The organism is Arthrobacter sp. 49Tsu3.1M3, from assembly GCF_900168135.1.
Classification (GTDB): Bacteria; Actinomycetota; Actinomycetes; order Actinomycetales; family Micrococcaceae; genus Arthrobacter.
The window spans coordinates 171,311-196,551 of record NZ_FUZD01000005.1; the positions used below are offsets into that span (position 1 = coordinate 171,311).

Sequence of the window (25,241 nt, forward strand, 5' to 3'; positions counted from 1 at the left end):
GGGCGCGTGTATGCTGTGTGATTTCGTGACTTAGCGATTCCGGGGGCGCCATGTCTATCCGTCACAGTCTCCTCGCGCTCTTGCAGGACCGCCCGCGCTACGGGTACCAGCTCCGGACCGAATTCGAGGACCGCACCGGGTCCTCCTGGCCGCTGAACATCGGACAGGTCTACACCACCCTGGACCGGCTGGAACGCGACGGGCTGGTCCGCAAAGACGGCGGCGACGGCGACGGGCACGTCATCTACAGCATCACCCCGGCCGGCCGGACTGAAGTCGGCGAGTGGTTCAAGGCCCCGGTATCCCGCGCGAATCCGCCCCGGAATGAACTGGCCATCAAGCTCGCCCTGGGCCTCACGATTCCCGGGACAGACGTCGGCGCCATCATCCAGGCCCAGCGGACGGTCTCCATTCGCGCGCTGCAGGACTACACCAAGTCCCGCCGCGACACGGCCGCGCTTCAGCGCCCGGCCGACACCGCCAGGCTCCTGGTGCTGGATTCCCTCATCTTCCAAACCGAAGCCGAGGTGCGCTGGCTGGACCTCTGCGAGGCCCGCCTCATGCAGCTCAGCAACCTCCGGGCATAGCCGGGCTGACCGCTCGTCGCGCCATCCACACCGCCGGGCGCAGGGCCGCGGCCGTGGGCCGCCCGCATTGGTAGGGTGCCGGAGGGCAGTTCTGTACCGGTGGACTGCCCAGCTGGGTTTCTCAAGGAGGAGACATGGGCACAATGCCAGATGGCACACAACGCGACAGTACTAACGACAGCACAAACAACCTCACGCACGGCAGCGCACGCGGCACCGCGCAGCTCGACGACGGGGTCGTTCCGGACCCGTCCCTCCCGCCGACGTCGGTGGATGAGTCCGTCCGCGACGCCGCGGACCGCACCTGGACGCCCGCCAAGATCGCGCTGTGGGCAGCCATCGCGCTGCTGGGCGGGATCGCCTGGTTCATGCTCGCCATCATCCGCGGCGAGACCGTCAACGCCATCTGGTTTGTGTTCGCCTCCGTCTGCACCTACCTGATCGGCTACCGCTTCTACTCCAAGGTCATTGAGCGCTACCTGACCAAACCCAACGACCGCCGTGCCACCCCGGCCGAATACAAGGCCGACGGCAAGGACTATGTCCGGACGGACCGCAACGTCCTCTTCGGCCACCACTTCGCCGCCATCGCCGGCGCCGGCCCACTGGTGGGCCCGGTCATCGCGGCCCAGATGGGCTACCTGCCCGGCACGATCTGGATCATCATCGGCGTCGTCCTTGCCGGCGCCGTCCAGGATTACCTCGTCCTGTTCTTCTCCATGCGCCGCGGGGGCCGGTCCCTGGGCCAGATGGCCCGCGAGGAACTCGGCGTCATCGGCGGCACGGCCGCCCTCGTCGCAACCCTGCTCATCATGGTGATCATCGTCGCCATCCTGGCCCTGGTGGTTGTCAACGCCCTCGGCGAGAGCCCCTGGGGCGTCTTCTCGGTGGGCATGACCATCCCGATCGCCCTTTTCATGGGCGTGTACCTGCGCTTCATCCGGCCGGGCAAGGTCATGGAGGTGTCCCTGATCGGTTTCGTGCTGCTCATGGCCGCCATCATCGGCGGCGGCGCCGTGGCGGGCACCGAATGGGGTGCCGCGTTCTTCCACCTGGACAAGGTCACCATCGCATGGGGCCTGATCATCTACGGCTTCATCGCTGCCATCCTGCCCGTCTGGCTTCTCCTGGCCCCCCGCGACTACCTCTCCACGTTCATGAAGATCGGCGTGATTGTGATGCTGGCGCTGGCCATCATCGTGGTCCGCCCCGAAATCACCGTGCCGGCCTTCAGCGAGTTCGCCGGCCGGGACAACGGTCCGGTGTTCTCCGGCGCCCTGTTCCCGTTCCTGTTCGTCACGATCGCCTGCGGCGCCCTGTCCGGGTTCCACGCGCTGATTGCCTCCGGCACCACACCGAAGCTGATCGAGAAGGAGCGCCAGACGCGCCTGATCGGCTACGGCGGCATGCTCATGGAGTCCTTCGTGGCCATCATGGCCCTCGTGGCCGCAATCTCCATTGACCGCGGCATCTACTTCGCCATGAACGCCCCCGCGGCGCTGACCGGCGGGACCGTCGAGACCGCGGCCGCGTGGGTCAACAGCCTGGGCCTGTCCGGCGTCAACATCACGGCCGGTGATCTCGCGCAGACGGCCAAGGACGTGGGGGAGCAAAGCATCGTGTCGCGTTCGGGCGGCGCGCCCACCCTCGCCGTCGGCCTTGCCCATATCATGCAGCAGTTTATCGGCGGCACCGCGATGATGGCCTTCTGGTACCACTTCGCCATCATGTTTGAGGCCCTCTTCATCCTCACCGCCGTCGACGCCGGCACCCGCGTTGCCCGCTTCATGCTCCAGGACTCGATCGGCAACTTTGTCCCGAAGTTCAAGGAGCACTCCTGGCGCCCGGGCGCCTGGCTCTGCACCGCCATCATGGTGGCCGCCTGGGGCGCGGTCCTGCTCATGGGCGTCACCGATCCGCTGGGCGGCATCAACACCCTGTTCCCGCTGTTCGGGATCGCCAACCAGCTGCTCGCGGCCATCGCTCTCTCGGTCTGCCTGGCCATCGCCGCCAAGCGCACCGCCCCGAAGTTCCTGTGGATCGTGGCGGCGCCGCTGGCGTTGGCCGCCGTCGTGACCATCACGGCGAGCTTTTACAAGATCTTCTCGCCCGTTCCTGCCGTGGGCTACTTCGCCAACAACGCAGCCTTCGCCAAGGCTCTGGCGGACGGCAAGACCTCCTTTGGGACCGCCAAGACCCAGGCGGCCATGGAGGCCGTGGTCCGCAACACGATGATCCAGGGATGGCTCTCGATCATCTTCGTGGTGCTGAGCATCGTCGTCATCATCACGGCAGTGATGGCAACCATCAAGGCCCTGCGGAACACGGCCGCGGGACTGCCCAACGAAGAGCACGAAGACCCCGCACAGGCCTCCCGGGTCTTCGCCCCGGCAGGCTTCGTCCCCACGGCGGCGGAGCGTGACCTCGTGGCCGAGTGGAACCAGCTCCCGGCCGGAGACCGGCTCGAAAAGTCCGGGCACCACTGATGCGGGGCCGGGCGTGAACGCGGTCCTCGCGGGGTTCCGCGGGTTTGCCGGGTACCTCGGCGGTGTGCTGGGCGCCGATGCCTACAAGAAGTACCTGGAGCACCATGAGGCCTCCGGGCACACCAGCCTTCCCCTCACCGAGCGGGAGTTCTGGCGTGACAGGACCGACCGGCAGGACACCAATCCGCAAGGGCGGTGCTGCTGAGCGGGTGCTGCTGGGCGCGTGTTGCTGGGCGCGTGTTGCTAAGCAGCTGGCGCGGCCGGGCCGGGGGAGGGGCGGCGTGGGGCACAACGGTGTCCGACGCCGCCCCTCCGCTTGCGGCGGACGCCGGGTCCGGGCCGCCCGGCGCGTGAGAGTATGAAGCCATGAGCGATCAGCACGACACTCAGCCCCGCGCCCAAACTGCCGACGACGTGCCCGTCGAAGGCACACCCGTGGATGACGCCCTGCCCGGGACGCCCCTGGCGCCACCGGCTGCAGTGCCGCCCGGCCGCGCCGGTGGATCCGGTGCCGGTCCCAGGCCGCCCCGGGGCAGCGAACTTCAGGACCTCGTGGACCAGCCCGCGAAGGTCATGCGGATCGGCACGATGGTCAAGCAGTTGCTGGACGAGGTGAGGTCCGCGCCGCTGGACGACGCGGCCCGCGTCCGGCTGGCTGAAATCCACGACCGTTCCATCAAGGAACTCGAGGACGGCCTGGCCCCGGAGCTCGTTGAGGAGCTCGAACGGATCAACCTTCCCTTTCCGGAGAACGCCACCCCCTCCGACGCGGAACTGAGGATAGCCCAGGCCCAGCTGGTCGGCTGGCTTGAGGGACTCTTCCACGGCATCCAGACGGCCATCGCGGCGCAGCACGCGGCCAGGGAGCACGCCTACGCCCAGATGCAGCTGCGCCAGCTGCCCCCCGGAACCGTGATCGCGCCGGGCGTCATCATCGGGGAGAACGGCGAACCGGTCCGCGCCGCCGAGCCGCGTCCTGGCGCAGACTCCTCCGAGCCGCCCGAACCCGCGGACCCGGATCACGGTCCGGGCCAGTACCTTTAGCGCGACCTTGGGCTTCTTCAGCGCAGCACGGCAAGGCCGCAGGGACGACGCAGAACTTGGCAAGGGGCTCTGGCGGCGCGCCCACGACCGGTTCAACCGCGGACTTGACCGCTACCACCAGGTCCTTGAGGGGGTCGAGGACGAGGCCCTGTACGGCGAGCTCGTCGAGATCGCCAATCAGCTTTCCGCGCTCGCGCCCAGGGTCCGGCAGGTCTGCGTGGAGGCCCAGCGGCGCTTTCCCAGCAATGGATTGGACATCCCGGGGCCGCTGGCAGGGGTTCACCGCGCCCTGTCGACGGCTGGCAACTCCCTGGCCATGACGGCTGAGGCGGCCGCGATGCTCCGGCTCGCCGTGGGGCCGGTCCCGGTGGGTGCCGCCTCGGTGCGGCGGCGCGCCGATTCCGTGCTGGAACAAGTCCACGACGCCGAGCGGCGGCTTGCGGAAGCCGACGGCGGCGGGCTGACGCGGGCCTGAGCCGCTACGCGACTTAGCCCTTTGCGCAGGCCCTTCCCGGCATGGCCGGCGTTGCCGCCATTCCCTGAAATTCAAGGTATTCCCGGTTACGCGCCTAGCTTAGCGGCGCCCTGTCGCTGGCCGGAGGGCGCCGAAATTGGCAGGATACTTATATGACTTTTTCACCGGAACTGACTTTCAATGACGGCAACACCATCCCCCAGCTTGGCTACGGGGTGTGGCAGGTTGAAGATGACGTGGCCGAAAAGGTGGTTGTCCAGGCGTTCGAGGCCGGCTTCCGCCACATCGACACGGCAAAGATCTACGGCAACGAAGCAGGCGTGGGCCGCGCCGTTGAGCGCTCCGGCCTCAAGCCCGAGGAAATTTTCATCACCACCAAGCTGTGGAACGCGGACCAGGGCTACGAGTCCACCCTGAAGGCGTTCGAGGAATCCATGGAGCGGCTCGGCCTCGAGACCCTGGACCTGTACCTGATCCACTGGATGCAGCCCAAGCAGGACAAATACGTTGACACCTGGAAGGCCCTCATCGAGCTCCAGAAGCAGGGCCGGGTCAAGACCATTGGCGTCTCCAACTTCACCAAGGAAGGCCTGCAGCGCCTGATCGATGAGACCGGCGTTGTTCCGGCCATCAACCAGGTCGAACTGCACCCGTTCTTCAGCCAGGCCGACCTGCGCGAATTCAACGCGTCCAAGGGCATCCTCACCCAGGCATGGTCGCCTCTGGGCCAGGGCGGCGAGCTCCTCGAGAGCCCCGTCATTGCCCAGATCGCCGCCAAGCACAGCGCCACGCCGGCCCAGGTTGTCATTGCCTGGCACCTGGCCATCGGCAACGTGGTCATCCCGAAGTCCGTGACCGAGTCCCGGATCCGCGAGAACTACGCGGGCCTGGACGTCAGCCTCGACGCGACCGACATCCAGGCCATCAACGGGCTGGACCGTTCCGCCGAAGATGCCGGCCGGATCGGTCCGGATCCGGCGGTCTCCGACTTCGCCTAAGCACCTCCCACGACGCCGGCGGCCAGTCGGTGTTCGCACAAGGCCTTCACCCCACGGGGTGGAGGCCCTTCGGGCGTCCGGCCCCTTCCCGCGGTCCGGCCCCTTGCCACGGTCCGGCCCCTTCCCGCGATCCGGTCCCTTCCCGCGGTCCGGCCCCTTCACGCGGTCTGGGACCATGACCGGCCACTCCCACGCGCTCGGAGAAATACGGCCCGGACACTGGCGCCGGTCCCGAAGTCTGCGGAGTCAGGCGGCGGCCCTGCGCACTTTCGCCGGGATTGCGTCGACCACGGCCCAGCCGTCTTCGTCCGCAACGCAGCGGCTGGCGAAGCGGTCTGCGGCGGCAGCGTCATCGAAGCTCTCGGTGCGGATCCGGCCGCAGTCGGTGTCCAGGTAGGTGACCGCGAAATACAGTGCGCCGTCCTGTGCGTCGTTGAAATCCGCCTCGTAATCTGACTCGATATCGTGGGGGAAACCCTGCTGGAAATTCTGGTTCTTCTCCATGATTCCAGTGTGCAACTGACCACCGACACTAAGAGTTCACTGCTCCGGCGTGTTGCCGAGCCGCAGCACCCGTTCCCGCGCCAGGACTTCCTTGCGGCGCTGCCGCTCGGCGGCCCGTGCCGTCTGCTGCGCCAGAGCCGCCGCCAGCTCGCGATCCTTCCGGGCCGTTTTGAGCCCGGCTTCTGCCACGTCCAGACGCCGCCTGAGCTCGCGCACCTCGTCGGCCAGCAGGGTGGTTTCCGCCGTCACCTCCGCCAGCTCCGCGGCCGCGCGCCCTGCCTCCTCGTCGGCTTCCGCGGCGGCCACTTCGGCCGCCTCCAGGGCGGCCCGCGCCCGTTCCACCGCCGACGGCGTCGCCGTCAACCGTGCCGTGCCGACGGCCCGGAGGCGGGGTTGCTCCGTTGTAGGCTTTCCGCCGGCAGTTCCGCCGCGCTCTGCGGTCAGGTCCGCCGGTTCGGTCCCCCCGGCGCCGGGCGCTGGTTCTGTCCCGCGGACGCTGGCCGTTCCACTCGCGGCTCCAGTACCGGGCACCGTGACCGCATGGCTCCCCGGGACAGCCACTGCGCCGGCGAGATCGACGACGTCGACCCCGTCCGCCGAGAGCGCCCGGAGCAGACAGCCGCTCTGCACGGCGGCGGCGGCCCCCGGATCGGCGGTGGCGGCCCGCAGGGTCTGTTCCACTTCCGTCGCGACGGCGGCGCTGATGGCCCGACCGTGCCGGGCCGCCAAGGCCTGTGCCTCCCTCACCGTGCTGGCGAGGAGCTGGCGCCGCTGCTGGGCGAGGCGGCGGAGGTCCGCTGCATCCAGGGCATCCTGCGCGGCCTGCATCGACGTCCCCAGTGCGGCCAGCTCCCGCAGGCTTTCGGGGCTATGCGCCGCCAGAATATTCACCGCCCATGCCGCCACCGACGGCTTGGGCAGGGCACGGACTGCGGCCGCCAGGGCACGCTGCTCGGCGGCGGTGACGCCCGCGGAACTGACGTCTTTGGCCGCGGCCGTTCTTGCAGCCACGAACTCCCCGTAGGGCAATGCATAGAGCGGCCCTGCTATGCCCGCTAGTTCCCGCGATCCCATGCAAGAATCATAGGAGTCTGACCCGCCGCGGGTTCGCTGCCCCGCCATCTGACCCGGCGCCGTCACGTTCTGGAGGAGATTTCACTTGATCGAAATTGGTGGGCTCCCGGCCCATGTCCTGCTCGTCCACGCCGTAGTGGTACTAGCGCCCATCGCAGGTCTAGGCGCCATCGTTTATGCCGTGGCGCGGCGCTGGTGGGGCTACCTGGCGTGGCCCCTGGGCGTGTTGTCACTGGGGCTGGTGCCAGTAACACTCCTGACCGCACAGGCAGGCGAGCAGTTGGAGAAAGTCCGTCCGGCATCGGCGCTGGTCCACGAGCACGCCCAGCAGGGTGACGTGCTCAAAGTGGTTTCCGTGATTTTCTTCATCCTGGTCGCGGCAATGTTGATCGTCACCTACGAGCCCTTTGGCCGGCGCCTGGCGTTCCTTGGCGGGCTTCGGGGCAACCGGACTGTCCGGGGAGCCCTGCTGATTGCCGCCGCCCTCGCGGGGGCCTTCTTCATTTACCAGAGCATCATCACGGGACATTCCGGCGCGGCCTCGGTCTGGGCGCGCTAACTCAGCCCCTCCGCGGGGCTTTGGCCAGGTAATGCGTGCCGTGCCCGGTGCAGCGTGACGAACAGCAGGACAAGGGCTGTTGCCTGGAGTGCGGCCACGGCAGCGATGAGCGCCGGCCGTGCGCCGTACAGTGAGCCGTACATGGCGCCCCCGGCCAACGCGCCGGCGCCCTCGAACGCCGCGAACACCCCGTAGGCCGTGCCCTGCCGGGGTTGGGGCACCAGATCGGCGACCAGCGCCTTGACCGTGGAGTCCTGGATCCCCGTGGCGGCGCCCCAGACCAGGACACCGGCGACCACGAGCCCGGCGCTCGGCGCCAGGGCCAGCACGGGCACGCCCATGATCAGCACGGGCAGCGCCAGGAGCACGGCCGCCCCGGCGCGGTCGTAAAAGGCGCCACTGGCGAGGGCCCCGACGGCGCCGGCCCCCATGGCGCCGGCGTACAGCAGCGGAACCACAGAGACGGGGACGGCCATGTCGGCCGTGAGGTGGTAGGAGATGACGCCGAAGGCGACCAGTCCGGCGCTCCAGCAGAACGCGGCCAACGCGAACAAGATGAAGACGCCGGAGAACGCCGACGGCGGGCGTCCGGCGGGTTTCCCGCGGGTCGGCTCCGGCGAGCCGGAGCGGTCGGCCGCAGGCTTATCCGCGCCGGGATCCCGGACGCGGCGACGCAGCCATACGAGGATCGCCAGCGCCGCCGCCGCCGGAATGATGAGCACCGCAAAGGCTGCTGGCAGTGAGCCGGTGGCAACCAGCACCGCCGAGACGAGCAGCGGGCCCAGGAGCGCCCCGGCCAGATCGAGGGACTTGTGGACGGCGAAGCCACGGCCCCGGCCAACCGGCCCGGCGACGGCGGCGAGCAGCACGGTTTTCGCCGGGCTGCGGACGGCTTTGCCGACCCTGTCCCCGATGATGAGCACGGCCGCCAGGGCCATCCCGGCGGTCCCGGCGAACGGCGTCAACGCCAGCAGCGGGACGCACACCGCCGTCAGCACATAGCCGGCCATCGTGAACGTCCAGTACTTCCCGGTGCGGTCCGCCCAGGGGCCGAACACCAGCCGGAGTCCCTGGGACGCGGCTTCCGCGGCGCCGGTCACGAGGCCGACGAACAGCGCGGACGCACCGAGCTGGGCCAGCAGGGGACCGCCGAGCGGCCGGGCGCCGTCGGACACCATGTCCGCGGCGAGGCTGACCAGGCCGAAGCCGACAACCGGGCCCCACAGCCGGTGCCGCCAATTCCCGGTTTGGCTTCCGGACCGCGACGGCGGGTATTGCTGGCGGGCTGGCATCCTGCGCCCGGGCCGTTCCATTTCCTAAGGCTGACGGACGGCCCGGAAAAAGACAATACGCAGGTCAGGGGCCCGTGGCCGCGTCGAGGCGCAGAAGGAAATATTGGCCAAAGGGGTTCTTTCTGGGCGGCAGCTTGGTACTTTTTGAGAGCCGATCCGTATTGTGCGGGCCGGGGGGACCCACAATGACGGACTGAAAGGCAACACACCCATGAGTTCGGACGGCACCCGCCGGCATCCGCCGGGAGGGGCCTTCATCCTCGGTGCCGCTCCGCGCGCCAAGAGCCGCACCAACACCAGGCCGCGCCTGCACGCCATTCTCACGGAGGAACTGTGAAACCGTTTTCGAATCCGCCACTCCACGCCGGGGGAAGGCGCCCGAGCCTGACTGCCACACTTCTGGGCATCGCTGTGGCTGCCGGACTGGCCCTCACCGGCGTCGCCGCGGCCTCGCTTCCCCTGGCCACTGCCGCCACAACGCCGCCGCCCACCGGCTGGCTGCACACCTCCGGCGGGAGGATCCTGGACTCGAACAACGCCCCGTATACGATCAAGGCCGCGTCCTGGTTCGGCATGGAAACGCCCGACTGCATGCCGCACGGGCTCTGGGGGACCCTGACCATCGACGAGGCCCTGGCCAACATCAAATCGATGGGATTCAACACCGTCCGCCTGCCGTTCTCCAACGAGTGCCTGGCAGCGGCATCCATCAAGGGCAACCTGAACTACTGGGCCAACCGCGCCTACGCGCTGGAGGGCAAGACGCCCCTGGTCCTGATGGACACGGTGATCGCCCGCGCGAAGGCCAACGGCCTGCAGATCATCCTGGACCGTCACCGGCCGTCCTCTGCCGACCAGTCCCCGCTCTGGTACACCTCCGCCTACCCGGAGTCGAGGTGGATCGCTGACTGGAAAATGCTCGCCGCCCGCTACAAGAACGATCCCACCGTCATCGGCGCCGACCTCCACAATGAGCCTGCCGGGGCGGCGACGTGGGGCGGCGCCGCCGCCACCGACTGGCAGGCCGCGGCCACCCGCGGCGGCAACGCCGTCTTGGCCTCCAATCCCAACCTGCTGATCATCGTTGAGGGCATCGAGAACCAGGGCAACGGCACCTCCACCTGGTGGGGCGGGGGCCTGGCCGACGTCAAGAACAAGCCGGTCACCCTGGCCACGCCCAACCGGGTGGTCTATTCCCCGCACGACTACCCGGCGTCGCTGTTTGCGCAGAAGTGGTTCAGCGACCCCAGCTACCCCAACAACCTGCCGGCCGTGTGGGATGCCAACTGGGGTTACATCCAGAAGCAGGGCATCGCCCCGGTTCTGCTCGGGGAGTTCGGTACCGCGCTGCAAACCACGTCGGACAAGCAGTGGATGGAGAAGATGGTCTCCTACCTCGGGACCAATTCCATGAGCTTCGCGTATTGGGCGTTCAACCCGAACAGCGGCATTACAGGAGGCCTTGTCCAGGCGGACTGGCGCACCCCGGAGGCCGCCAAACTGGCCGCGCTCGCGCCCATCCTGAACGGCACTGCGACGCCGACCGCAACTGCGTCGCCGACCGCGACCGCCACGCCGTCGCCGACCGTCACCGCGTCGCCGACCGCGACCGCCACGCCGACGCCGACCGTTACCGCGACGCCGACGCCGACCCCCACACCTACGTCGGGCGCGCCGATCAGTGCGATCTGGAAACTCGGCAGTTCATGGACCGGCGGCTACGTGGCCAATATCGAGGTCACCGGCCTCCGGGCGGCGGCCGGTTGGAGGGTGAGCTGGCCCGATCCTAACGTCACCCGGGTGGCCAACTCCTGGGGCATCAGCTGCACGGTCGTCCCCAAGGTGTCGGTAACCTGCAGCGGCTCGGACTGGGCCACCAAGGTCACCGCCGGCCAGAAACTGTCCGTCGGCCTGCAGGTGGATTCGCTCAAGGCTCCCGTCAATCCGGTGCTCACCCTGAAGTAGCCGGCCGCGCAAAGTCGCCCTCACCCCGCAACGTATTGACGAGAAGCAGCTGGAGCCGCGACCGTAGCCGCACGTGAGCGACTCCATGCTCGGGCCTGCGCGGGCGCGGAACGGGGTGCGGGTAATCTGGTCGTTTTCGTCGCACTCATGATTGGCATGAACATCTCCAGCTCCGCCGCCACCAAGTCCCTGTCCGTCCTTGCCGGCCTGCTTCTCGCAGGCTCCCTCGCTGGCTGTGATGCCGCAGCGCAGGTTGGCGCCAAAGTCGCAGACGCCGTGCACAGCGCGGCCGCGTCCCAGGCTCCGGGCACCGGCACCGGCACCGGTTCCGCGCACCCGGGCGAGGTTGCCGCGGCCGTGGCCCAGCTGGCGTCCATCCCGGTGAAGGGCAAGGCGCCGAAGACCGGCTACAGCCGCGGGCAGTTCGGTCCCGCATGGTCCGATGTGGACCACAACGGCTGCGACACGCGCAACGACATGCTCCGCCGTGACCTCACCGACGTGACGACCAAACCCGGGACCAGGGATTGCGTCATCGCCTCCGGCAAGCTTGCCGACAAATACACCGGCAAGACCATCACCTTCACCCGTGGTGAGAACTCGGCGGACGTCCAGATCGACCACATTATTCCCCTGTCGCTGGCCTGGCAGACCGGCGCCCAGCAGATCAGCGCCGCCCAGCGCCTCCAGCTCGCCAACGATCCGCTGAACCTGATGTCCGCCGACGGCCCCGCGAACCAGCAAAAGTCCGATTCCTCGGCTGATGCTTGGCTCCCAGCCAACAAAGCGTTCCGGTGCGAATACGTCGCCCGCCAGACTGCTGTGAAGGCCAAGTACAAGCTGTGGATGACCCGGCCCGAGCACGACGCCATCGCCGGGATCCTGGCGACCTGCAAATAGGCCACGGCAGCGCATCCCTGAGGGGAACCTTCGTCTGCGCCGCCTAACCCGCCCAAACCGCCGTCTCGTCAAGTAGCTTCCGTCCCTGAGGGCGGCACACCAAGATGTCGGCGCCTTCTGCCCCCTGACCTGCGGAAATATTCCGGGACGGCATAGTGCCCACGGGACGAAAACGCCGGTAGCATGACAGCCGGGGGCCCGCTGGGGTGCCCGGTATTGGGGGAAACATGGCACAACCGCGCCGGCTACTCGGCAGCAGCCCAAGCTCCGTCAGCGCGGGCCGTCACCGCCTCGAGGTCCACAACGCGCAACGCCGCGACCTCGAGCGTGCCCGGGCCTATGTCCTGCCCCCGTCGGGCCAGGCACCATACTTCAGCGATTCCGCCGCAGCCGACGTCCACTGACCCTCCCGGATCCACCCGCCACACCAGTGAAGGAGCCTCACATGTCAGATCCCCATTATTCTCAGCAAGGCAGCGGCCGGCAGGTGTGGCCCAGCGAGCAGCCCCGGCAGAACCCGGGGTGGGCGCCGAACCCTTACGCTGCTGCGGCGTACCCGGCCCAGGGATCCGGGCCCGTGCCACTCTGGGCACCGCTCTACGGCGCTTCCCTGCCGGAGGCCGCGTCGCGGTTCTTCAAGAAGTACGGGACGTTCTCCGGCCGCGCCAGCCGGAGCGAATACTGGTGGTGGATGCTCATCTCCGGCCTCGTCTCGATCGTCTTGAACGTCATCATGCTTTCCGGTGCGGCGGCCGGCGCCAAACTGGGCCCCAACGGCACCAGCGTCCCTGGCCCCGCCTACATTGTTGGGCTGATCCTGGCAGCCGTCTGGTTCCTGGCGGTCATTGTCCCTTCCCTGGCCCTGACGGTCCGTCGCCTCCACGACTCGAACTTCAGCGGCTGGATGTACCTCCTCGTCCTTGTGCCGTTTATCGGCGGCATCATTCTCCTCGTCTTCACGCTGCTGGAATCAAAACCCGAGGGCCAGCGGTTCGACGTCCCCGCATAAGCATCCGGTCGCACCCGCTGACCCCGCACGAACTACAAGAAGGCCCTGCCGCCCAGTGGGCAGCGGGGCCTTCTTCTTGGTCGGGGTTCCGAGCCTCCCGGGAGGTGCTGCCGCCGGGCGCGCCGCTTTTCAGCACGCGAAGCAGGCGCGATGGACGGCCTGCAGGGCAGTCAGGGCACGTGCACTGGTTTGAACCGGAAGGGTCCCCCGCAAACAGGTCCGTCCGGGTGTTCCCCGGTTGATTCCGTTTCGATCGGGAGCGCCCGCGCAACACGGGCGCGGAAAGCGTCCACCACGTCCACATAGACAGAGGTCACGCTAACGGGCGGCGCCAGGTACGGCGCTGACTGTGGCACCAGCCACCTACCGTCTGGACTCTTGACCACGGTGGCCGGGGTGCAACCCTCCCCGAAGCAGGCAGCAACCGCCGCCGGCTCGTGCGCAAATACCAGCTCCACATCGCCCACATAGGCGTACCCGTTCGCCGGGCAAACAGTGACTTCGGATCCTCGACTCAACAACACCGCGCCCAGCACACTGAGTAGCAGTCCAGACACGACCAAAAGTAGCCCCCGGCGCTTCATAGTGGGAGCCTAACCCAGCAATCCGAATCCCGCCGCAACCAATAAAAAACCCCGTATCCCCGCTGAATCAGCGGCGATACGGGGTTCTTCCCGAGCTTCCTGCCAGAATCGAACTGGCGACCTTCTCATTACGAGTGAGACGCTCTACCAACTGAGCTAAGGAAGCAACCACATGAATGCCCGGCGAACCGGGCGGATCATGCAAGAGACAACTGTAATAGAGTCCCGGCGTCCGGGTCAAAATGAGCGGCCGAAGCCGCCCGGCGGCCCCGGCGCGGACCTAGCAGACGGTGTTGTCCGCCGGGGCCTTTCCGTCCACCAGGTAGTCATCGACCGCGTTGCCGATGCAGCTGTTGGAACGGCCGTACGCCGTGTGGCCCTCGCCCTTCCAGGTCAGCAGCGAGGCGTTCCCAAGCTGCTTGCGCAGGGAGCTGGCCCATTCCACGGGGGTAGCGGGATCGCCGGTGGTTCCAACTACGACAATCGGGGCCGAGCCCTTGTACTCGACCGGGGCGGGGGTCCGGACGTTCTTGTACGGCCAGTCCTTGCAGTTACTGCCGCCATAGGCGAAGTAGTAACCCAGGGTGGGCGACAGCTGGCGCAGCTTCTGGTCCTCGGCCCGCATGGACGCGGTGTCGGACACCATCGGGTAGTCCAGGCAGTTGATGGCGTTGAAGGCAAAGGTGCTGTTTGACGTGTAGGTGCCGCTGGGATCGCGGTCGGCGCCGAAGTCGGCCAGCTGAAGCATGCCCGTGCCGTCACCGGCCAGGGCCGTGGCGAGCGCCCGGGTAAGGATCGGCCAGTTGTCATTGTTGTAGAGCGGGATGATCAGGCCGCTGACAAACGTGGAGCCCGAGACCTTCCGGCCGTCCTTCGCCGGCAGCGGGTTCGCCTCGGCCGCGCTGATGGCGTTGTGGATCTGCTGGACGCCTTCCTCGGTGCTTCCCGTGAGGGGGCATCCGGACGTCTGCTGGCATTTGGCGACATAGGCGTGGAGGGCCTTTTCGAAGGCCACGGCCTGGCCGCTGGTCAGTTCCTCATAGCTCAGCGACGGGTCAATGGCGCCGTCGAGGACCAACCGGCCCACGTTGTCGGGAAACAGCGACGCATAGGTGGAGCCCAGCAGGGTCCCGTAGGAGTAGCCGAGGTAGTTCAGCTTTGTGTCGTTGGCCACCCCGCGCAGGATGTCGAGGTCCTTCGCGGCGCTGACGGTGTCGATGTGGGCCAGGACCGGGCCGGTCTTCTCCACGCACTTGGCAGCGATGGCCTTGTTGTCGGCCAGGGCCGCGTCCAGTCCGGCGTCGGTGTCCAGGGCATAGGTCTTGGCGCGGGACGCGTCGCGTTCCTTGTCCGTGAGGCACGTGACCGGGGCGGAGCGCTTCACGCCGCGGGGGTCGAAGCCCACGATGTCGTAGGCGGACCGGACCTTGTCCGAAATGTTGGTGTTGGCCGCATCCCTGACGAAGTCGTACCCCGAGCCGCCCGGCCCGCCCGGATTGACCATCAGGGTGCCCTTCTTGGCGCCTGTCGTGGGGAGCTTGATGGCGGCAAGCTCGATGCGCTCGCCGTCGGGCTTGCTGTAGTCCAGGGGGACCTTGATCTTGGCACACTGGAAGTTGCCCTCACACGGTTTCCAGTCGACCTGCTGGGAGTAGTAGCTGCGCAGCTCGGCCGGCGCGGCCGCCACGATTGACGGGTCCGCCTGCCCCGCGGCCCCCGAGGCCGGTGCACTGGACCCGTTGCCGCCCCCGCCGCCGAAAAGGGTGCACGAGGCCAGCGTGAGGGCCAGGGCCACGGCGCCGACGGCCCGCATGCCGATCGCCAGGGATCGGGATCTTGCGGACTGGGGTCGAGCAGGCTTCATGCGGTTCTCCTTGGAGGCTAGGAACGAAAGCGAAGATGATCGTTGGAGCGGCCGGAACCGTCAAATAAGGCTGGAAGCCATGGACTCGATCGTCAGCAGCGGGGCCACGTTGGTGGTGGTGATCCGCGTGCGGGCCTTGTTGATGGCGTCCATTCGGGCAAGGGTCACTTCGGCGGTGGAACGGGAGGCGAAGTCTTCGAGTTCGCTTCTGAGTTCAACGTTGACGAGTTCCACAGCGTTCCCCATCTGGATGATCAGGACATCCCGGTAAAAGGACAACAGGTCCGTCAGGGTGCGGTCAAGGGAATCGGTGACGGAACGCTTGGCGCGGCGCTTCTGGTCGTCCTCGAGTTGCTTGACCTGGCTCCGCATGGCTGGCGGCAGCGTGCCGCTTTCGGGCGCCCCGAGGGTGGCCAGAAGCGCGGTTTTCTCGGCGGCGTCGCGCTCGTCGTTGGAGCTGTTGGCTTCCTCGGTGGCGATCTTGACCAGTTTCTCGGCCATCATGACCGCCGCCGTGACGCCGCGAAGGGACAGCGGAAACCGCACCGTCTCGAGCCGGCGCTCCCTGGCTTCCGGGTCCCGGGCCAGGCGGCGGGCGATCCCGACGTGGCTCTGCGCCGCCCGGGCGGCGCGCTCGGCGACCGCCGGGTCCACGCCGTCACGCTTGACCAGCAGGGCAGCGACGGCGGCGGCCGGCGGAAGCCGCAGCGCCACCGGCCGGCAGCGGGAGCGGATGGTCACCAGGACATCGGCGGGGGAGGGGGCACAGAGCATCCAGACGGTGCGGGGCGTGGGTTCCTCGATGGCCTTGAGCAGCACGTTGGTGGTCCGCTCGGCCATCCGGTCCGCGTCCTCAACCACGATGATTCGCCACCGGCCCGACGAGGGCCGGTTCCCGGCGGTGGACACGAGCTCGCGCGCCTCATCGATGGTGATGGTGACCTTCTCCGTGCGCACGAACGTGACGTCGGAATGGGTTTCGCCGAGGATGGTCAGGCACGCCGGGCATTCGCCGCAGCCGCGCAGGCTGACATCCTCCTGGTCGCAGTTCAGGGCCGCGGCGAACGCCTTCGCGGCGTTGGAACGGCCGGAGCCGGGCGGCCCGGTGAAAAGCCACGCGTGCGTGAGCCCTTCGTTCTGGGCGGCCTGGCGCAGCTGGGCCACGACGGCGTCCTGGCCCTGGAGGTCGTCCCAGACGGTCATGCTGTGCTGCTTTGGGTGACGGCCAGCAGGGATTCGACGCGCTCGAGGATCCGGGCGGCGAGTTCGGCCACGGGCAGCCGGGCGGGCAGCACCAGATACGCCTCCGGCCGGGCCGAGGCAAGGTCCAGGAAGGCCGCCCGGATCTTGGCATGGAATTCGTCGGCCTCAGACTCGAGGCGGTCTTCGGCGGCCTCGCCGGCGGTACGCCGCTGCCGGCCAACGGCGGGTTCAACGTCGAGGAGTACGGTCAGGTCCGGCTGCAGGTCCGATGTTGCCCAGGCATTGATGTCCCGGACCGCACGCGTTCCAAGGCCCCGGCCGGCGCCCTGGTACGCGACCGAAGAGTCGATGTACCGGTCGGTGAGGACGATCTCGCCGCGTTCCAGGGCGGGACGGATGACCTGGCTCGCGTGCGCGGCACGGGATGCCGCGAAAATCAGGGCCTCAGTATGGGCATCGATGTGGCCGTGGCCGTGATCCAGCACCAGGGACCGCAGCTTCTCGCCGATCGCCGTGCCGCCCGGTTCCCGGGTCCGCAGCACGGTAAAACCACCTGATTCCAGGGCCTTGGCGAGTTCAGCCGCCTGCGTGGACTTGCCGGCGCCGTCTCCGCCCTCGAAGGCAATAAACAGTCCGGGCAACTTTCTGGGCAACAGTTGAGGGGACGCTCCGGGGCTCTGGGTAGTCACGGTTCTAGACTACCGACAATCCCCGACACTCTAGTCTGTCCATAGTCTGCGGCGTAACGGCTTGGGTGCCCTGCAGGGCGCCCACGTACCCTGTCCTCATGAGTCTTTCTGAAGAACAGGCCGCCACGCTTTCGCCGGATTCCCTGGTCGTCGCGGCAGGGCGCCCGCCGCGGACCCGCGACGAGCCGGTCAACCCGCCGCTGGTGCTGTCCTCGACCTACTTCGGCACGGGACCCCTGGGCGACGGCGACCGCGGCTACGGCCGGTATTCCAACCCCACATGGGACCCCTTTGAAGAGGCGCTGGGCCAGTTGGAGGGCGCGGAACTGCCGGGCCTGCTCTACGCCTCGGGACTCGCCGCCGTGAGTTCGGCCCTGTCCCTGGTGCCCGCCCAGGGCGTGCTCGTCATGCCGTCGCACAGCTATGCGGGGTCGGTCACCATGGCCACCGAACTGGCGGCCAAGGGGTTCCTCGAGCTGCGGACGGTGGACATCGCGGACACCGACGCCGTACTAGCGGCGCTTGCCCCTTCCGGCCGGCGCGCCGCCAGCATGCTCTGGCTGGAGAGCCCCACGAACCCCATGCTCGGCGTCGCGGACATGCGGGCCCTGACCTCCGCGGCGCACGAGGCCGGAGCCATCGTCGTCACGGACAACACCTTTTCCACGCCCCTGGTGCAGCAGCCCCTGAGCCTGGGCTCCGACGTCGTGCTGCATTCGGTGACCAAATACCTCTCCGGCCACTCCGACGTCGTACTCGGTGCGCTGGTGACGTCCGACGCCGGTCTCCGCGCCGCCCTGCTGCACCACCGCACCATCCACGGCGGAATCGCCGGACCATTCGAGGCGTGGCTGGCTCTGCGCGGACTCCGGACCCTGGCGCTGCGGATCGAGCGTTCGCAGGCATCGGCCCAAGTCCTGGCTGAGCGGCTCGACGGTCACCCGAAGGTGGCCGGCGTCCGCTTCCCCGGGCTGGCCTCGGACCCCGGCCACGCACGGGCCCAGGAGCAGATGAAGGGGTTCGGTTCCGTCCTGTGCATCGAGGTGGCACCGGTGGGTGGGCAGAACAGTGGCCTCAGCGGCGCGGACGCCGCGGACCGCATGATCCGCGCCCTGCAGCTTTGGCTCCCCGCGACCTCCCTGGGTGGGGTGGAATCCCTGATCGAACGCCGGCGCCGGCACGCGGCCGAGCCGGAGAGCGTGCCGGACAACCTGGTCCGGATGAGCGTGGGCATTGAGAACGTGGAAGACCTTTGGGCCGATTTGGAACAGGCATTGGGCACGCTGGACGGCTAGGCTGGGGGAGTGGACGGACGCATACTCATTTACTTTGTCGAATCCGGGGTTTACCTGGTCCTGGCTGTCGTGGCCTTTGCCTTGGAGGCATGGGCGTTTTTCGATTGCCTCCGGCACAAGGCCAACGCGTTCGAGGCCGTATCGAAGCGGACCAAGACCTTCTGGCTGGCCCTGACCGGCGGCGCGTTCGCAGTGGGCCTGTTCTCCCTGCTCTCGCAGCTGGGCAGCGGCGGCGGCGCCAGCTCGCTCGGGATTTTCGGCCTGGCAGCCGTGACGGCCGCGTCCGTGTACCTCGCCGACGTCCGCCCCGCGGTCAAAGACGCCGGCCGCGGCCGCAACATGGGCCCCTACGGCCCCTGGTGACCCAGGCCTAACCGCCTAAGCTCCCGGGGCCACGGCTTCCCAGTCGACCGTCACTTCGCCCAGTCGCCAGCGGGACGGGCCGTCCTGGATCGGCCAGCCGGCGTCGAGCAGTGCGCGGCACATCGCCCCGAAACGCTGCCTGTTTCCGAAGGCCGCCAGCGGCGCCGCTTCCAGCCAGGCTTGGTCCATCGCCTGCAGGTAGGCGTGGATCTTCTCGCCGGGCATGTTGCGGTGGATCAGTGCCTTCGGGAGCCTTTCGGCAACGTCGGAGGGCAGCACGAAGGCACCGAACCGCATGGACAGGCTCAGGCTCAGCGGCCGCTCGACGTCCAGCGCCACCCAGGCGGCGCGCCGCCCGATTTCATCGCACGTGCCGTCGATGAACAGCCCGCCCGGGGCCAGCCGGTCCTGCACCAGCCGCCAGATGCCCGCCACGTCGGCTTCCTCGTACTGCCGCAGCACGTTGAAGGCGCGGACCAGCACGGGCTTTCCGTTCAGGGGCAGTTCGAAGCCGCCCAGCTGGAAGCTTAGGCCGGGCCGTTCAAGGGCTTGGGCCTGCCGGACGCGCTCCGGTTCGATTTCGATCCCCACCATTTGTACGTCCCCGCGGACGGCGGCGAGGCGGTCGAAGAGTTCGACGGCGGTGGCCGGTGAGGCGCCGTAGCCGAGGTCGACGGCGAGAGGATCGGCCGCTGCCCGCAGCCGCCATGCCTGCGGCCCGGTCAGCCAGCGGTCCACGCGGCGCATCCGGTTGGGGTTCGTGGTTCCGCGGGTCACGTTACCCACGGGCCTGCCGCCGCGTGCGCCGCTTCTCGTTCCGCCCTTGTTCCGGGGGGCCAGCACCCGTTCAGCCTTCTGCACCACCGCCCAAGCCTATCCTCCAACGCGGGGGCACCTCATTTCCATGGTGGGCGCCGGATAGGCCGGGAGCGACCCCGCGTTGCCCTGAAGCGCGCGGTGAAGTGGACGGTGGGGCACGCTCTGAAACGCGCGCGGTGTAACGCTCGGCGCCGCCGCCAACCGCTCGGCTAGGATGAAAACCATGACTTACAAGCTGATTCTGCTGCGCCACGGCCACAGCGACTGGAATGCCAAGAACCTGTTCACCGGCTGGGTGGATGTTGACCTCAATGACCAGGGCCGTGCCGAGGCGGTGCGCGGCGGCGAGCTGCTCGTGGAGAACAACATCCTCCCCGACATCCTCTACACCTCGCGGTTGAAGCGGGCCATCAACACGGCAAACATGGCCCTGGAAAAGGCCGACCGCGGCTGGATCGACGTCAAGCGCGACTGGCGGCTCAACGAGCGCCACTACGGCGCGCTGCAGGGCAAGGACAAGGCCCAGACCCTCGCCGAGTTCGGCGAGGAGCAGTTCATGCTGTGGCGCCGGTCCTACGACACCCCGCCGCCGCCCCTGGCCGACGATTCCGAGTTCTCCCAGGTGGGGGACCCGCGCTACGCGGACCTCGGCGACGCCGTCCCGCGCACCGAATGCCTCAAGGATGTCCTGATCCGGCTCATGCCGTACTGGGAATCAGACATTAAGGAAGACCTCAGGGCCGGTAAGACCGTCCTGGTCACCGCCCACGGCAACTCGCTCCGCGCCCTCGTCAAGCACCTTGACGGGATCAGCGACGAGGACATCGCCAGCCTGAACATCCCCACCGGCATCCCGCTGGTCTACGAACTGGATGAGGACTTCAAGCCGCTGAACCCGGGCGGCACCTACCTCGATCCCGAGGCCGCCGCCGAGGCCATCAAGGCAGTCGCCAACCAGGGCAAGAAGTAACCGGCTCCGGCCCGGCCAGGCACTAAGCCAGGCGCCGAGCAAGGCACAGAGCAAAACGACGGCGTCCGGCCACCCCCAAGGTGACCGGACGCCGTCGTTCGTATCAGCCCGGTTCAATCAGCGCGGTGCTTTCAGCGCCGTTGTACCGGCGGCTGGATCAGCCGCAGTTGGCCGGAGTCAGTTGTGCTCGATCGTGCTCGGCTGCCATGCGCCCGTCACCAGGTACGTGACCTTCTGGGCCACGGAGACGCCGTGATCCGCGAAGCGCTCGAAGTAGCGGCTGGCCAGAGCAACGTCCACCGTGGTGGCCGGCGACTCCTGCCAGTCGCTGCGGGCGATCGCCTGGAAAACGCTCAGGTGAAGGTCGTTGACGGCGCCGTTGGCCTTCATGATCTCCCGGGCCACGCCGAGGTCGCGGGTTGCCAGCAGCTCCGTGAGCTTTTGGGCGATCAGCAGGTCCTGTTCCGCGAAAGCCTTGAAGGTCTCCCGCAGCTGGTCCGGGACCACTGACGCCGGATAGCGCAGACGCGCCAGCTGCGCCAGGTGCCGGGCGAGGTCGCCCATGCGTTCGAGCGAGGCGCTCATCCGGAGCGAACCAACCAGCATGCGCAGATCGCTCGCCACCGGGCCCTGCAGGGCGAGGATGTCGATGGCCCGTTCGTCGAGGCTGTTCTGCAGGAAGTCGATGCGGGCATCGGCGGCAATCACGTCCTCGGCGAGGTCGATATCGGCGCCCTGGAAAGCTGTCGTGGCCTTGTCGATGGCCTCTGTGACCAGCGCTGAGATCTCGACGAGCTGTTCCCTTACCTGGGCGAGCTCCTCCTGAAAAACCTTACGCACGTGTGCGTCCTTTCCTCGGAAATATTGCCTGCAATCGAAGTGGCGGGCCTATTTCGGTTCACCTACCGGCGCTCCAACTGTCAACTCTTTCAGTGTCCGGTGAACTGTTACGCCCCAATAGGTGAACGTTAGCTGAACCGCTGCCCGAATCGCAGGAGATTTCGGTTTCGGTCACGTGGCAGAGCATAAGCTGGAGCCGTGGATCCAATGCTCATCGGCGTGATCGCCGGCCTGATCGGCCTCTCGTTTGGCATGTTCGGCGTACTCGCGTTCCGGGTCAGTGAGCAGCAGCGGCACATTGTCGACGTCGACGTCGATGACCCCTCGCTTCCCGAAGGGGCCGCGGAGGTACTCGCCGTCCTCGGCCGGGCGTTCGTGGTGGTGGATGCGATCGACGGCGTAGTCCGCGCCAGCCCCGCCGCCTACGCCTACGGCCTGGTCCGCGGGCACACGGTGGTGCACCAGCAGCTGCTGGAACTGACGGCCAAGGTGCGGCGGGACGGCGTCATCCTTGAACAGCAGCTGGAGCTGCCGCGCGGCCCGCTCGGCCAGGGCACGATCGTTGTCCAGGTCCGGGCCGCCGTCATCACGGAGGAATATGTCCTCCTGCTGGCCGATGACCGGACGGAATTCACCCGCACCGAGGAAGTCCGAAACGACTTCGTCGCGAACGTCTCGCACGAACTGAAGACACCGGTCGGGGCGATCTCCCTCCTGGCCGAGGCACTCGAGTCGTCCGCTGACGACCCCGAGGCGGTGAAGCGGTTCGCCAAGCGCATGCACAAGGAATCGACACGGCTCGCGGCGCTTGTCCAGGACATCATTGAACTCTCCCGGCTCCAGGGCGCCAACGTCGCGCAGCAGGGCCGCCCGGTTGACATCAACCTTGTGGTCAGCGAGGCCGTGGACCGCTCCGTGCTGCCGGCCGAGAGCAAGAACATCCAGCTGGTGGTCGGCGGGCACGCCGATGCCCTCGTCTATGGCGACCAGGACCTTCTCGTGACCGCCCTGCGCAACCTGATCGATAACGCCATCCGCTACTCGCCGGAGAACACCAAGGTGGGTGTGGGCATCCGGGCCAAGGACGGTCTCGTGGCGGTCTCTGTGACGGACCAGGGCGATGGGCTCACCGCCGAGGACCAGGAGCGCGTCTTTGAGCGCTTCTACCGCGTGGATGCTGCCCGGTCGCGGCAGACCGGCGGCACCGGGCTTGGCCTGAGCATCGTCAAGCACGTCATTTCCAACCATGGCGGCGAGGTGACCCTGTGGTCCCGCCTCGGCCAGGGTTCCACGTTCACCATTCGACTTCCCGAGATAGAAGGGCAGGACGACGGCGACGCCCCCGAGGCGGCCAAGCCCGCTGCCCAAACTTCCAGTCGGGACCCCAGACCGCAACGACGTGACGCCGCAGGCGTCCATGAGCAAGGAGCTACCGCTTGAGCAGGATTCTCATTGTCGAGGACGAGGAGTCCTTCAGCGACCCCCTGTCCTACCTGTTGGGTAAAGAAGGCTTCGAAGTGGAGGTGGTGGACAACGGACTGGACGCCATCACCGAATTCGACCGCAACGGCGCCGACCTCGTGCTCCTGGACCTGCAGCTGCCTGGCCAGTCCGGCACGGAGGTCTGCCGCCAACTCCGGCAGCGCTCCGGGGTGCCCGTGATCATGCTGACGGCCAAGGACTCGGAAATCGACAAGGTGGTGGGGCTCGAACTGGGCGCCGACGATTATGTCACCAAGCCCTACTCCTCGCGGGAACTCGTGGCGCGGGTCCGGGCCGTCCTGCGGCGCCAGAGCGAGCCGGAGGAACTTGTCTCCACCACGGTGCAGGCCGGTCCCGTTCGGATGGACATTGAACGCCACGTGGTCAGCGTCGGGGGCGAGCAGATCGCCTTGCCGCTCAAGGAGTTCGAGCTGCTGGAAATGCTGCTGCGGAACTCCGGCCGGGTCCTGACCCGCGGGCAGCTGATCGACAGGGTCTGGGGCTCCGACTACGTGGGGGACACCAAGACCCTCGACGTCCACGTCAAGCGGCTGCGCAGCAAGATCGAGCCGGATGCGTCCGCGCCGCGGTACCTGATCACCGTCCGGGGGCTGGGCTACAAGTTCGAGCCCTAAAGGCCTGAAGAAGCAGCCCGGCGGCCGCAGCTACCTCGCTGCCGGGCCGCCGGAAGTCCCGGTGGCCGCTGCTGCCGGGCCGCCGGAAGTCCCGGTGGCCGCAGCTACCTCGCTGCCGGGCCGCCGGAAGTCCGGCGCAGTTGAACATCAGCGGACACACAAAAGGAGGGGCACCTGCAGGTGCCCCTCCTTTTTACGATTGGTCCAGCCGTTGAAGCTAGTGGCCGGCCGTGCTGCTCGGCGTCGGCGTGGCCGTCTCGGTCGGCGTAGCCGTCTCCGTCGACGTGGCCGTGCCGGACTCGGTGGGCGCCGGCGTCGGCAGGTACGACTTGTAGTCGACGATCGTGCCGTCCATGACCGGAACCGTGAACTTGGCTTCCTTGTTGGTGCCGTTCTCGGAGATGGTGACCTCGAGGACGGCGCCCGGCTTGGCGCCGGCCGGGTTCAGGATCGCGGCGTCGGTGGAGTCGTTGAGCATGGTGTAGGAGTTCTTCTTGACCGGAACCTGGGTCTGCGAGCCCTCCGCACCCTTGATGGTCAGCACCGCGTCGTTGGAGGAGGAGTTGTACACGGCGCCGATCACACGGCCCGGCTTGTCCTCGCCGTCGGAGACGATGATGAAGTTGCGCAGCTTGAGCGCACCGAGATCAGTCCGGGTTCCGTCCGAGGCGGAGTACTGCTCCGTGGTCTGCTGGGCGTTGATGTAGCCGCAGCCGGTCAGGGACAACAGGCCGATGCCAAGCGCAGCCGTTGCCATTGCCAGCTTGCCGCGCTGGCCCCGGTTCATCGCAGTGAAACGCACGTCACGCACTCCTTGAGAGTCTTGAAACATTATTCAGCCATAGCCTAGCCGCAATCGGCCGCAAACAAGGATTCGGCAACTACACACAAGCGCGGCCAAGCGTGCCTCTCCGGCGACGGGATGAGGCTCGGCGGGGACGGAAACCTCTTGGCAGTTAGGGCCGCAGGCACTATTATCCGCATTCGTCAAGGGGTTTGAGGGGGTGGATTGAGGCCATTTTCCCCGGATTCATGCGGTTCCCGGCACCTTTTGATGCCAGTTGTATGCCTTAATCGTGATAAACTGGTCTGCGGGAAAGGGGAATGTCCACATGGTTTTTGAGGTCGGCGAGACAGTAGTTTACCCTCACCACGGTGCAGCCAAAATTGAAGAAATCAAGATGCGCACCGTCAAGGGCGAAGAGAAGATGTATCTCAAGCTCAAGGTGGCTCAGGGTGATCTGACCATTGAAGTTCCAGCAGAAAACGTTGACCTGGTAGGGGTTCGGGACGTAGTGGGCAAGGAAGGCTTGGAGCACGTGTTCGACGTGCTGCGGGCCGAGTTCACTGAAGAACCCACCAACTGGTCGCGTCGCTACAAGGCAAACCTGGAAAAGCTTGCTTCCGGTGACGTCATCAAGGTTGCTGAGGTCGTCCGCGACCTCTGGCGCCGTGATCACGACCGGGGTCTCTCCGCGGGAGAGAAGCGCATGCTGGCCAAGGCCCGTCAGATCCTGATTTCGGAACTGGCACTGGCTGAGAAGACTGATGAAGAGAAGGCTGCAAGCGTTCTCGACGAGGTCCTGGCTTCCTAGCACAGGGCC

The 25,241-nt window shown here is 67.5% G+C and carries 27 protein-coding genes and 1 tRNA gene; 18 read left to right on the forward strand and 10 right to left on the reverse strand.

The genetic code is table 11. From position 1 onward, the window contains the following. Nucleotides 1–50 precede the first annotated feature (50 nt). The 6 genes from B5X90_RS08735 (at nucleotide 51) to B5X90_RS08760 (ending at nucleotide 5,590) form a co-directional block, all read left to right on the forward strand. Nucleotides 51–587 (forward strand): PadR family transcriptional regulator, encoded by a 537-nt coding sequence (locus B5X90_RS08735; protein WP_079552019.1) that lies wholly within the window; start codon nucleotides 51–53, stop codon nucleotides 585–587. A gap of 134 nt (nucleotides 588–721) precedes the next feature. Next, on the forward strand, nucleotides 722–3,073 hold the full coding sequence (locus B5X90_RS08740; protein WP_079552021.1) for a carbon starvation CstA family protein: 2,352 nt from the start codon (nucleotides 722–724) through the stop codon (nucleotides 3,071–3,073). Between the two features lie 13 nt (nucleotides 3,074–3,086). Further along, the gene (locus B5X90_RS08745; RefSeq protein WP_079552023.1) at nucleotides 3,087–3,278 is read left to right on the forward strand and encodes a YbdD/YjiX family protein; all 192 of its coding nucleotides are present in this window, start codon (nucleotides 3,087–3,089) and stop codon (nucleotides 3,276–3,278) included. A gap of 161 nt (nucleotides 3,279–3,439) precedes the next feature. Next, nucleotides 3,440–4,117, forward strand: coding sequence for a bacterial proteasome activator family protein (locus B5X90_RS08750; protein ID WP_079552026.1), 678 nt, complete (start codon nucleotides 3,440–3,442; stop codon nucleotides 4,115–4,117). 7 nt (nucleotides 4,118–4,124) lie between these two features. After that, entirely contained in the window at nucleotides 4,125–4,592 is a 468-nt protein-coding gene (locus B5X90_RS08755) for a hypothetical protein (RefSeq protein WP_079552028.1), read from the forward strand. A 152-nt stretch (nucleotides 4,593–4,744) separates the two neighbouring features. Further along, nucleotides 4,745–5,590: an aldo/keto reductase gene (locus B5X90_RS08760; RefSeq protein WP_079552030.1), complete on the forward strand. Its 846-nt coding sequence runs from the start codon at nucleotides 4,745–4,747 to the stop codon at nucleotides 5,588–5,590. A gap of 246 nt (nucleotides 5,591–5,836) precedes the next feature. Here B5X90_RS08760 and B5X90_RS08765 read toward each other — a convergent pair whose 3' ends face one another. Together B5X90_RS08765 and B5X90_RS08770 are read right to left on the reverse strand one after the other, a co-directional pair. Next, the gene (locus B5X90_RS08765; RefSeq protein WP_306292823.1) at nucleotides 5,837–6,094 is read right to left on the reverse strand and encodes a hypothetical protein; all 258 of its coding nucleotides are present in this window, start codon (nucleotides 6,092–6,094) and stop codon (nucleotides 5,837–5,839) included. A 36-nt stretch (nucleotides 6,095–6,130) separates the two neighbouring features. Next, on the reverse strand, nucleotides 6,131–7,105 hold the full coding sequence (locus B5X90_RS08770) for a hypothetical protein (RefSeq protein WP_256860134.1): 975 nt from the start codon (nucleotides 7,103–7,105) through the stop codon (nucleotides 6,131–6,133). 148 nt (nucleotides 7,106–7,253) lie between these two features. Between B5X90_RS08770 and B5X90_RS08775 the strand changes: the two genes are divergently transcribed. Further along, nucleotides 7,254–7,727, forward strand: coding sequence for a hypothetical protein (locus B5X90_RS08775; RefSeq protein ID WP_079552034.1), 474 nt, complete (start codon nucleotides 7,254–7,256; stop codon nucleotides 7,725–7,727). Here the strand turns inward: B5X90_RS08775 and B5X90_RS08780 are convergent. Beyond that, nucleotides 7,724–9,040: an MFS transporter gene (locus B5X90_RS08780; RefSeq protein ID WP_079552036.1), complete on the reverse strand. Its 1,317-nt coding sequence runs from the start codon at nucleotides 9,038–9,040 to the stop codon at nucleotides 7,724–7,726. The two genes, B5X90_RS08775 and B5X90_RS08780, sit on opposite strands and share 4 nt — an antisense overlap. A 190-nt stretch (nucleotides 9,041–9,230) precedes the next feature. Between B5X90_RS08780 and B5X90_RS21595 the strand changes: the two genes are divergently transcribed. From B5X90_RS21595 to B5X90_RS08795, 5 genes are all read left to right on the forward strand, one after another. Further along, entirely contained in the window at nucleotides 9,231–9,356 is a 126-nt protein-coding gene (locus B5X90_RS21595) for a hypothetical protein (RefSeq protein WP_256860135.1), read from the forward strand. Next, nucleotides 9,353–10,984 carry a cellulase family glycosylhydrolase gene (locus B5X90_RS08785; protein WP_256860136.1) on the forward strand — a complete coding sequence of 544 codons (1,632 nt, stop codon included), beginning with the start codon at nucleotides 9,353–9,355 and terminating at the stop codon, nucleotides 10,982–10,984. Before B5X90_RS21595 ends, B5X90_RS08785 begins: the two co-directional genes overlap by 4 nt. Before the next feature lie 156 nt (nucleotides 10,985–11,140). Further along, a complete protein-coding gene (locus B5X90_RS08790; protein ID WP_372702882.1) occupies nucleotides 11,141–11,884 on the forward strand; it encodes an HNH endonuclease family protein in 744 nt (247 codons plus the stop codon). A gap of 227 nt (nucleotides 11,885–12,111) precedes the next feature. Beyond that, complete coding sequence (locus B5X90_RS21255; protein ID WP_179129088.1) at nucleotides 12,112–12,288, forward strand: hypothetical protein; 177 nt, start codon at nucleotides 12,112–12,114, stop codon at nucleotides 12,286–12,288. Nucleotides 12,289–12,329: 41 nt separating this feature from the next. Continuing rightward, nucleotides 12,330–12,893, forward strand: coding sequence for a DUF805 domain-containing protein (locus B5X90_RS08795; RefSeq protein ID WP_079552040.1), 564 nt, complete (start codon nucleotides 12,330–12,332; stop codon nucleotides 12,891–12,893). A gap of 677 nt (nucleotides 12,894–13,570) precedes the next feature. On the opposite strand, the gene B5X90_RS08800 is transcribed toward B5X90_RS08795, so the two are convergent. The 4 genes from B5X90_RS08800 to tmk all read right to left on the reverse strand — a co-directional run bounded on the left by B5X90_RS08800 (nucleotide 13,571) and on the right by tmk (nucleotide 17,197). Next, nucleotides 13,571–13,643 (reverse strand) — tRNA-Thr (locus B5X90_RS08800). Between the two features lie 114 nt (nucleotides 13,644–13,757). Then, entirely contained in the window at nucleotides 13,758–15,341 is a 1,584-nt protein-coding gene (locus B5X90_RS08805; protein WP_179129089.1) for an alpha/beta hydrolase, read from the reverse strand. Between the two features lie 60 nt (nucleotides 15,342–15,401). After that, nucleotides 15,402–16,544: a DNA polymerase III subunit delta' gene (locus tag B5X90_RS08810; RefSeq protein WP_079552044.1), complete on the reverse strand. Its 1,143-nt coding sequence runs from the start codon at nucleotides 16,542–16,544 to the stop codon at nucleotides 15,402–15,404. Continuing rightward, the gene (gene tmk / locus B5X90_RS08815) at nucleotides 16,541–17,197 is read right to left on the reverse strand and encodes a dTMP kinase (protein ID WP_079552046.1); all 657 of its coding nucleotides are present in this window, start codon (nucleotides 17,195–17,197) and stop codon (nucleotides 16,541–16,543) included. Before tmk ends, B5X90_RS08810 begins: the two co-directional genes overlap by 4 nt. Before the next feature lie 134 nt (nucleotides 17,198–17,331). Between tmk and B5X90_RS08820 the strand changes: the two genes are divergently transcribed. Further along, nucleotides 17,332–18,528 (forward strand): trans-sulfuration enzyme family protein, encoded by a 1,197-nt coding sequence (locus B5X90_RS08820; RefSeq protein ID WP_079552048.1) that lies wholly within the window; start codon nucleotides 17,332–17,334, stop codon nucleotides 18,526–18,528. A 9-nt stretch (nucleotides 18,529–18,537) separates the two neighbouring features. Then, nucleotides 18,538–18,891, forward strand: coding sequence for a DUF2516 family protein (locus B5X90_RS08825; RefSeq protein WP_079552051.1), 354 nt, complete (start codon nucleotides 18,538–18,540; stop codon nucleotides 18,889–18,891). Between the two features lie 15 nt (nucleotides 18,892–18,906). Here the strand turns inward: B5X90_RS08825 and B5X90_RS08830 are convergent, their stop codons facing one another. Then, nucleotides 18,907–19,755, reverse strand: a complete 849-nt coding sequence (locus B5X90_RS08830; RefSeq protein WP_256860137.1) for a class I SAM-dependent methyltransferase — start codon at nucleotides 19,753–19,755, stop codon at nucleotides 18,907–18,909. A 178-nt stretch (nucleotides 19,756–19,933) separates the two neighbouring features. On the opposite strand from B5X90_RS08830, the gene B5X90_RS08835 reads away from it, so the two are divergent. Beyond that, nucleotides 19,934–20,680: a phosphoglyceromutase gene (locus B5X90_RS08835; RefSeq protein WP_079552053.1), complete on the forward strand. Its 747-nt coding sequence runs from the start codon at nucleotides 19,934–19,936 to the stop codon at nucleotides 20,678–20,680. A 177-nt stretch (nucleotides 20,681–20,857) separates the two neighbouring features. Here the strand turns inward: B5X90_RS08835 and phoU are convergent, their stop codons facing one another. Beyond that, nucleotides 20,858–21,520, reverse strand: coding sequence for a phosphate signaling complex protein PhoU (gene phoU, locus B5X90_RS08840; protein ID WP_079552056.1), 663 nt, complete (start codon nucleotides 21,518–21,520; stop codon nucleotides 20,858–20,860). Between the two features lie 207 nt (nucleotides 21,521–21,727). Between phoU and B5X90_RS08845 the strand changes: the two genes are divergently transcribed. Both B5X90_RS08845 and B5X90_RS08850 read left to right on the forward strand, forming a co-directional pair. After that, on the forward strand, nucleotides 21,728–22,960 hold the full coding sequence (locus tag B5X90_RS08845; protein ID WP_079552058.1) for a sensor histidine kinase: 1,233 nt from the start codon (nucleotides 21,728–21,730) through the stop codon (nucleotides 22,958–22,960). After that, the gene (locus B5X90_RS08850; RefSeq protein WP_018774213.1) at nucleotides 22,957–23,637 is read left to right on the forward strand and encodes a response regulator transcription factor; all 681 of its coding nucleotides are present in this window, start codon (nucleotides 22,957–22,959) and stop codon (nucleotides 23,635–23,637) included. The genes B5X90_RS08845 and B5X90_RS08850 overlap by 4 nt, the downstream gene beginning before the upstream one ends. Before the next feature lie 217 nt (nucleotides 23,638–23,854). Here the strand turns inward: B5X90_RS08850 and B5X90_RS08855 are convergent, their stop codons facing one another. Beyond that, nucleotides 23,855–24,424, reverse strand: a complete 570-nt coding sequence (locus B5X90_RS08855) for a hypothetical protein (protein WP_079552060.1) — start codon at nucleotides 24,422–24,424, stop codon at nucleotides 23,855–23,857. 325 nt (nucleotides 24,425–24,749) lie between these two features. On the opposite strand from B5X90_RS08855, the gene B5X90_RS08860 reads away from it, so the two are divergent. Beyond that, on the forward strand, nucleotides 24,750–25,232 hold the full coding sequence (locus B5X90_RS08860; protein ID WP_026266570.1) for a CarD family transcriptional regulator: 483 nt from the start codon (nucleotides 24,750–24,752) through the stop codon (nucleotides 25,230–25,232). The last annotated feature ends 9 nt before the right edge of the window (nucleotides 25,233–25,241 follow it).

Coding starts and splice junctions, on each gene's coding strand:
- B5X90_RS08740 (WP_079552021.1), top strand. CDS start 722: ATGGGCACAATGCCAGATGGCACACAACGCGACAGTACTAACGACAGC.
- B5X90_RS08735 (WP_079552019.1), top strand. CDS start 51: ATGTCTATCCGTCACAGTCTCCTCGCGCTCTTGCAGGACCGCCCGCGC.
- B5X90_RS08750 (WP_079552026.1), top strand. CDS start 3,440: ATGAGCGATCAGCACGACACTCAGCCCCGCGCCCAAACTGCCGACGAC.
- B5X90_RS08810 (WP_079552044.1), bottom strand. CDS start 16,544: ATGACCGTCTGGGACGACCTCCAGGGCCAGGACGCCGTCGTGGCCCAG.
- B5X90_RS08765 (WP_306292823.1), bottom strand. CDS start 6,094: ATGGAGAAGAACCAGAATTTCCAGCAGGGTTTCCCCCACGATATCGAG.
- B5X90_RS21595 (WP_256860135.1), top strand. CDS start 9,231: ATGAGTTCGGACGGCACCCGCCGGCATCCGCCGGGAGGGGCCTTCATC.
- B5X90_RS08805 (WP_179129089.1), bottom strand. CDS start 15,341: ATGAAGCCTGCTCGACCCCAGTCCGCAAGATCCCGATCCCTGGCGATC.
- B5X90_RS08845 (WP_079552058.1), top strand. CDS start 21,728: ATGCTCATCGGCGTGATCGCCGGCCTGATCGGCCTCTCGTTTGGCATG.
- B5X90_RS08760 (WP_079552030.1), top strand. CDS start 4,745: ATGACTTTTTCACCGGAACTGACTTTCAATGACGGCAACACCATCCCC.
- B5X90_RS08855 (WP_079552060.1), bottom strand. CDS start 24,424: ATGAACCGGGGCCAGCGCGGCAAGCTGGCAATGGCAACGGCTGCGCTT.
- B5X90_RS08820 (WP_079552048.1), top strand. CDS start 17,332: ATGAGTCTTTCTGAAGAACAGGCCGCCACGCTTTCGCCGGATTCCCTG.
- B5X90_RS08860 (WP_026266570.1), top strand. CDS start 24,750: ATGGTTTTTGAGGTCGGCGAGACAGTAGTTTACCCTCACCACGGTGCA.
- B5X90_RS08790 (WP_372702882.1), top strand. CDS start 11,141: ATGAACATCTCCAGCTCCGCCGCCACCAAGTCCCTGTCCGTCCTTGCC.
- B5X90_RS21255 (WP_179129088.1), top strand. CDS start 12,112: ATGGCACAACCGCGCCGGCTACTCGGCAGCAGCCCAAGCTCCGTCAGC.
- B5X90_RS08780 (WP_079552036.1), bottom strand. CDS start 9,040: ATGGAACGGCCCGGGCGCAGGATGCCAGCCCGCCAGCAATACCCGCCG.
- B5X90_RS08795 (WP_079552040.1), top strand. CDS start 12,330: ATGTCAGATCCCCATTATTCTCAGCAAGGCAGCGGCCGGCAGGTGTGG.
- B5X90_RS08835 (WP_079552053.1), top strand. CDS start 19,934: ATGACTTACAAGCTGATTCTGCTGCGCCACGGCCACAGCGACTGGAAT.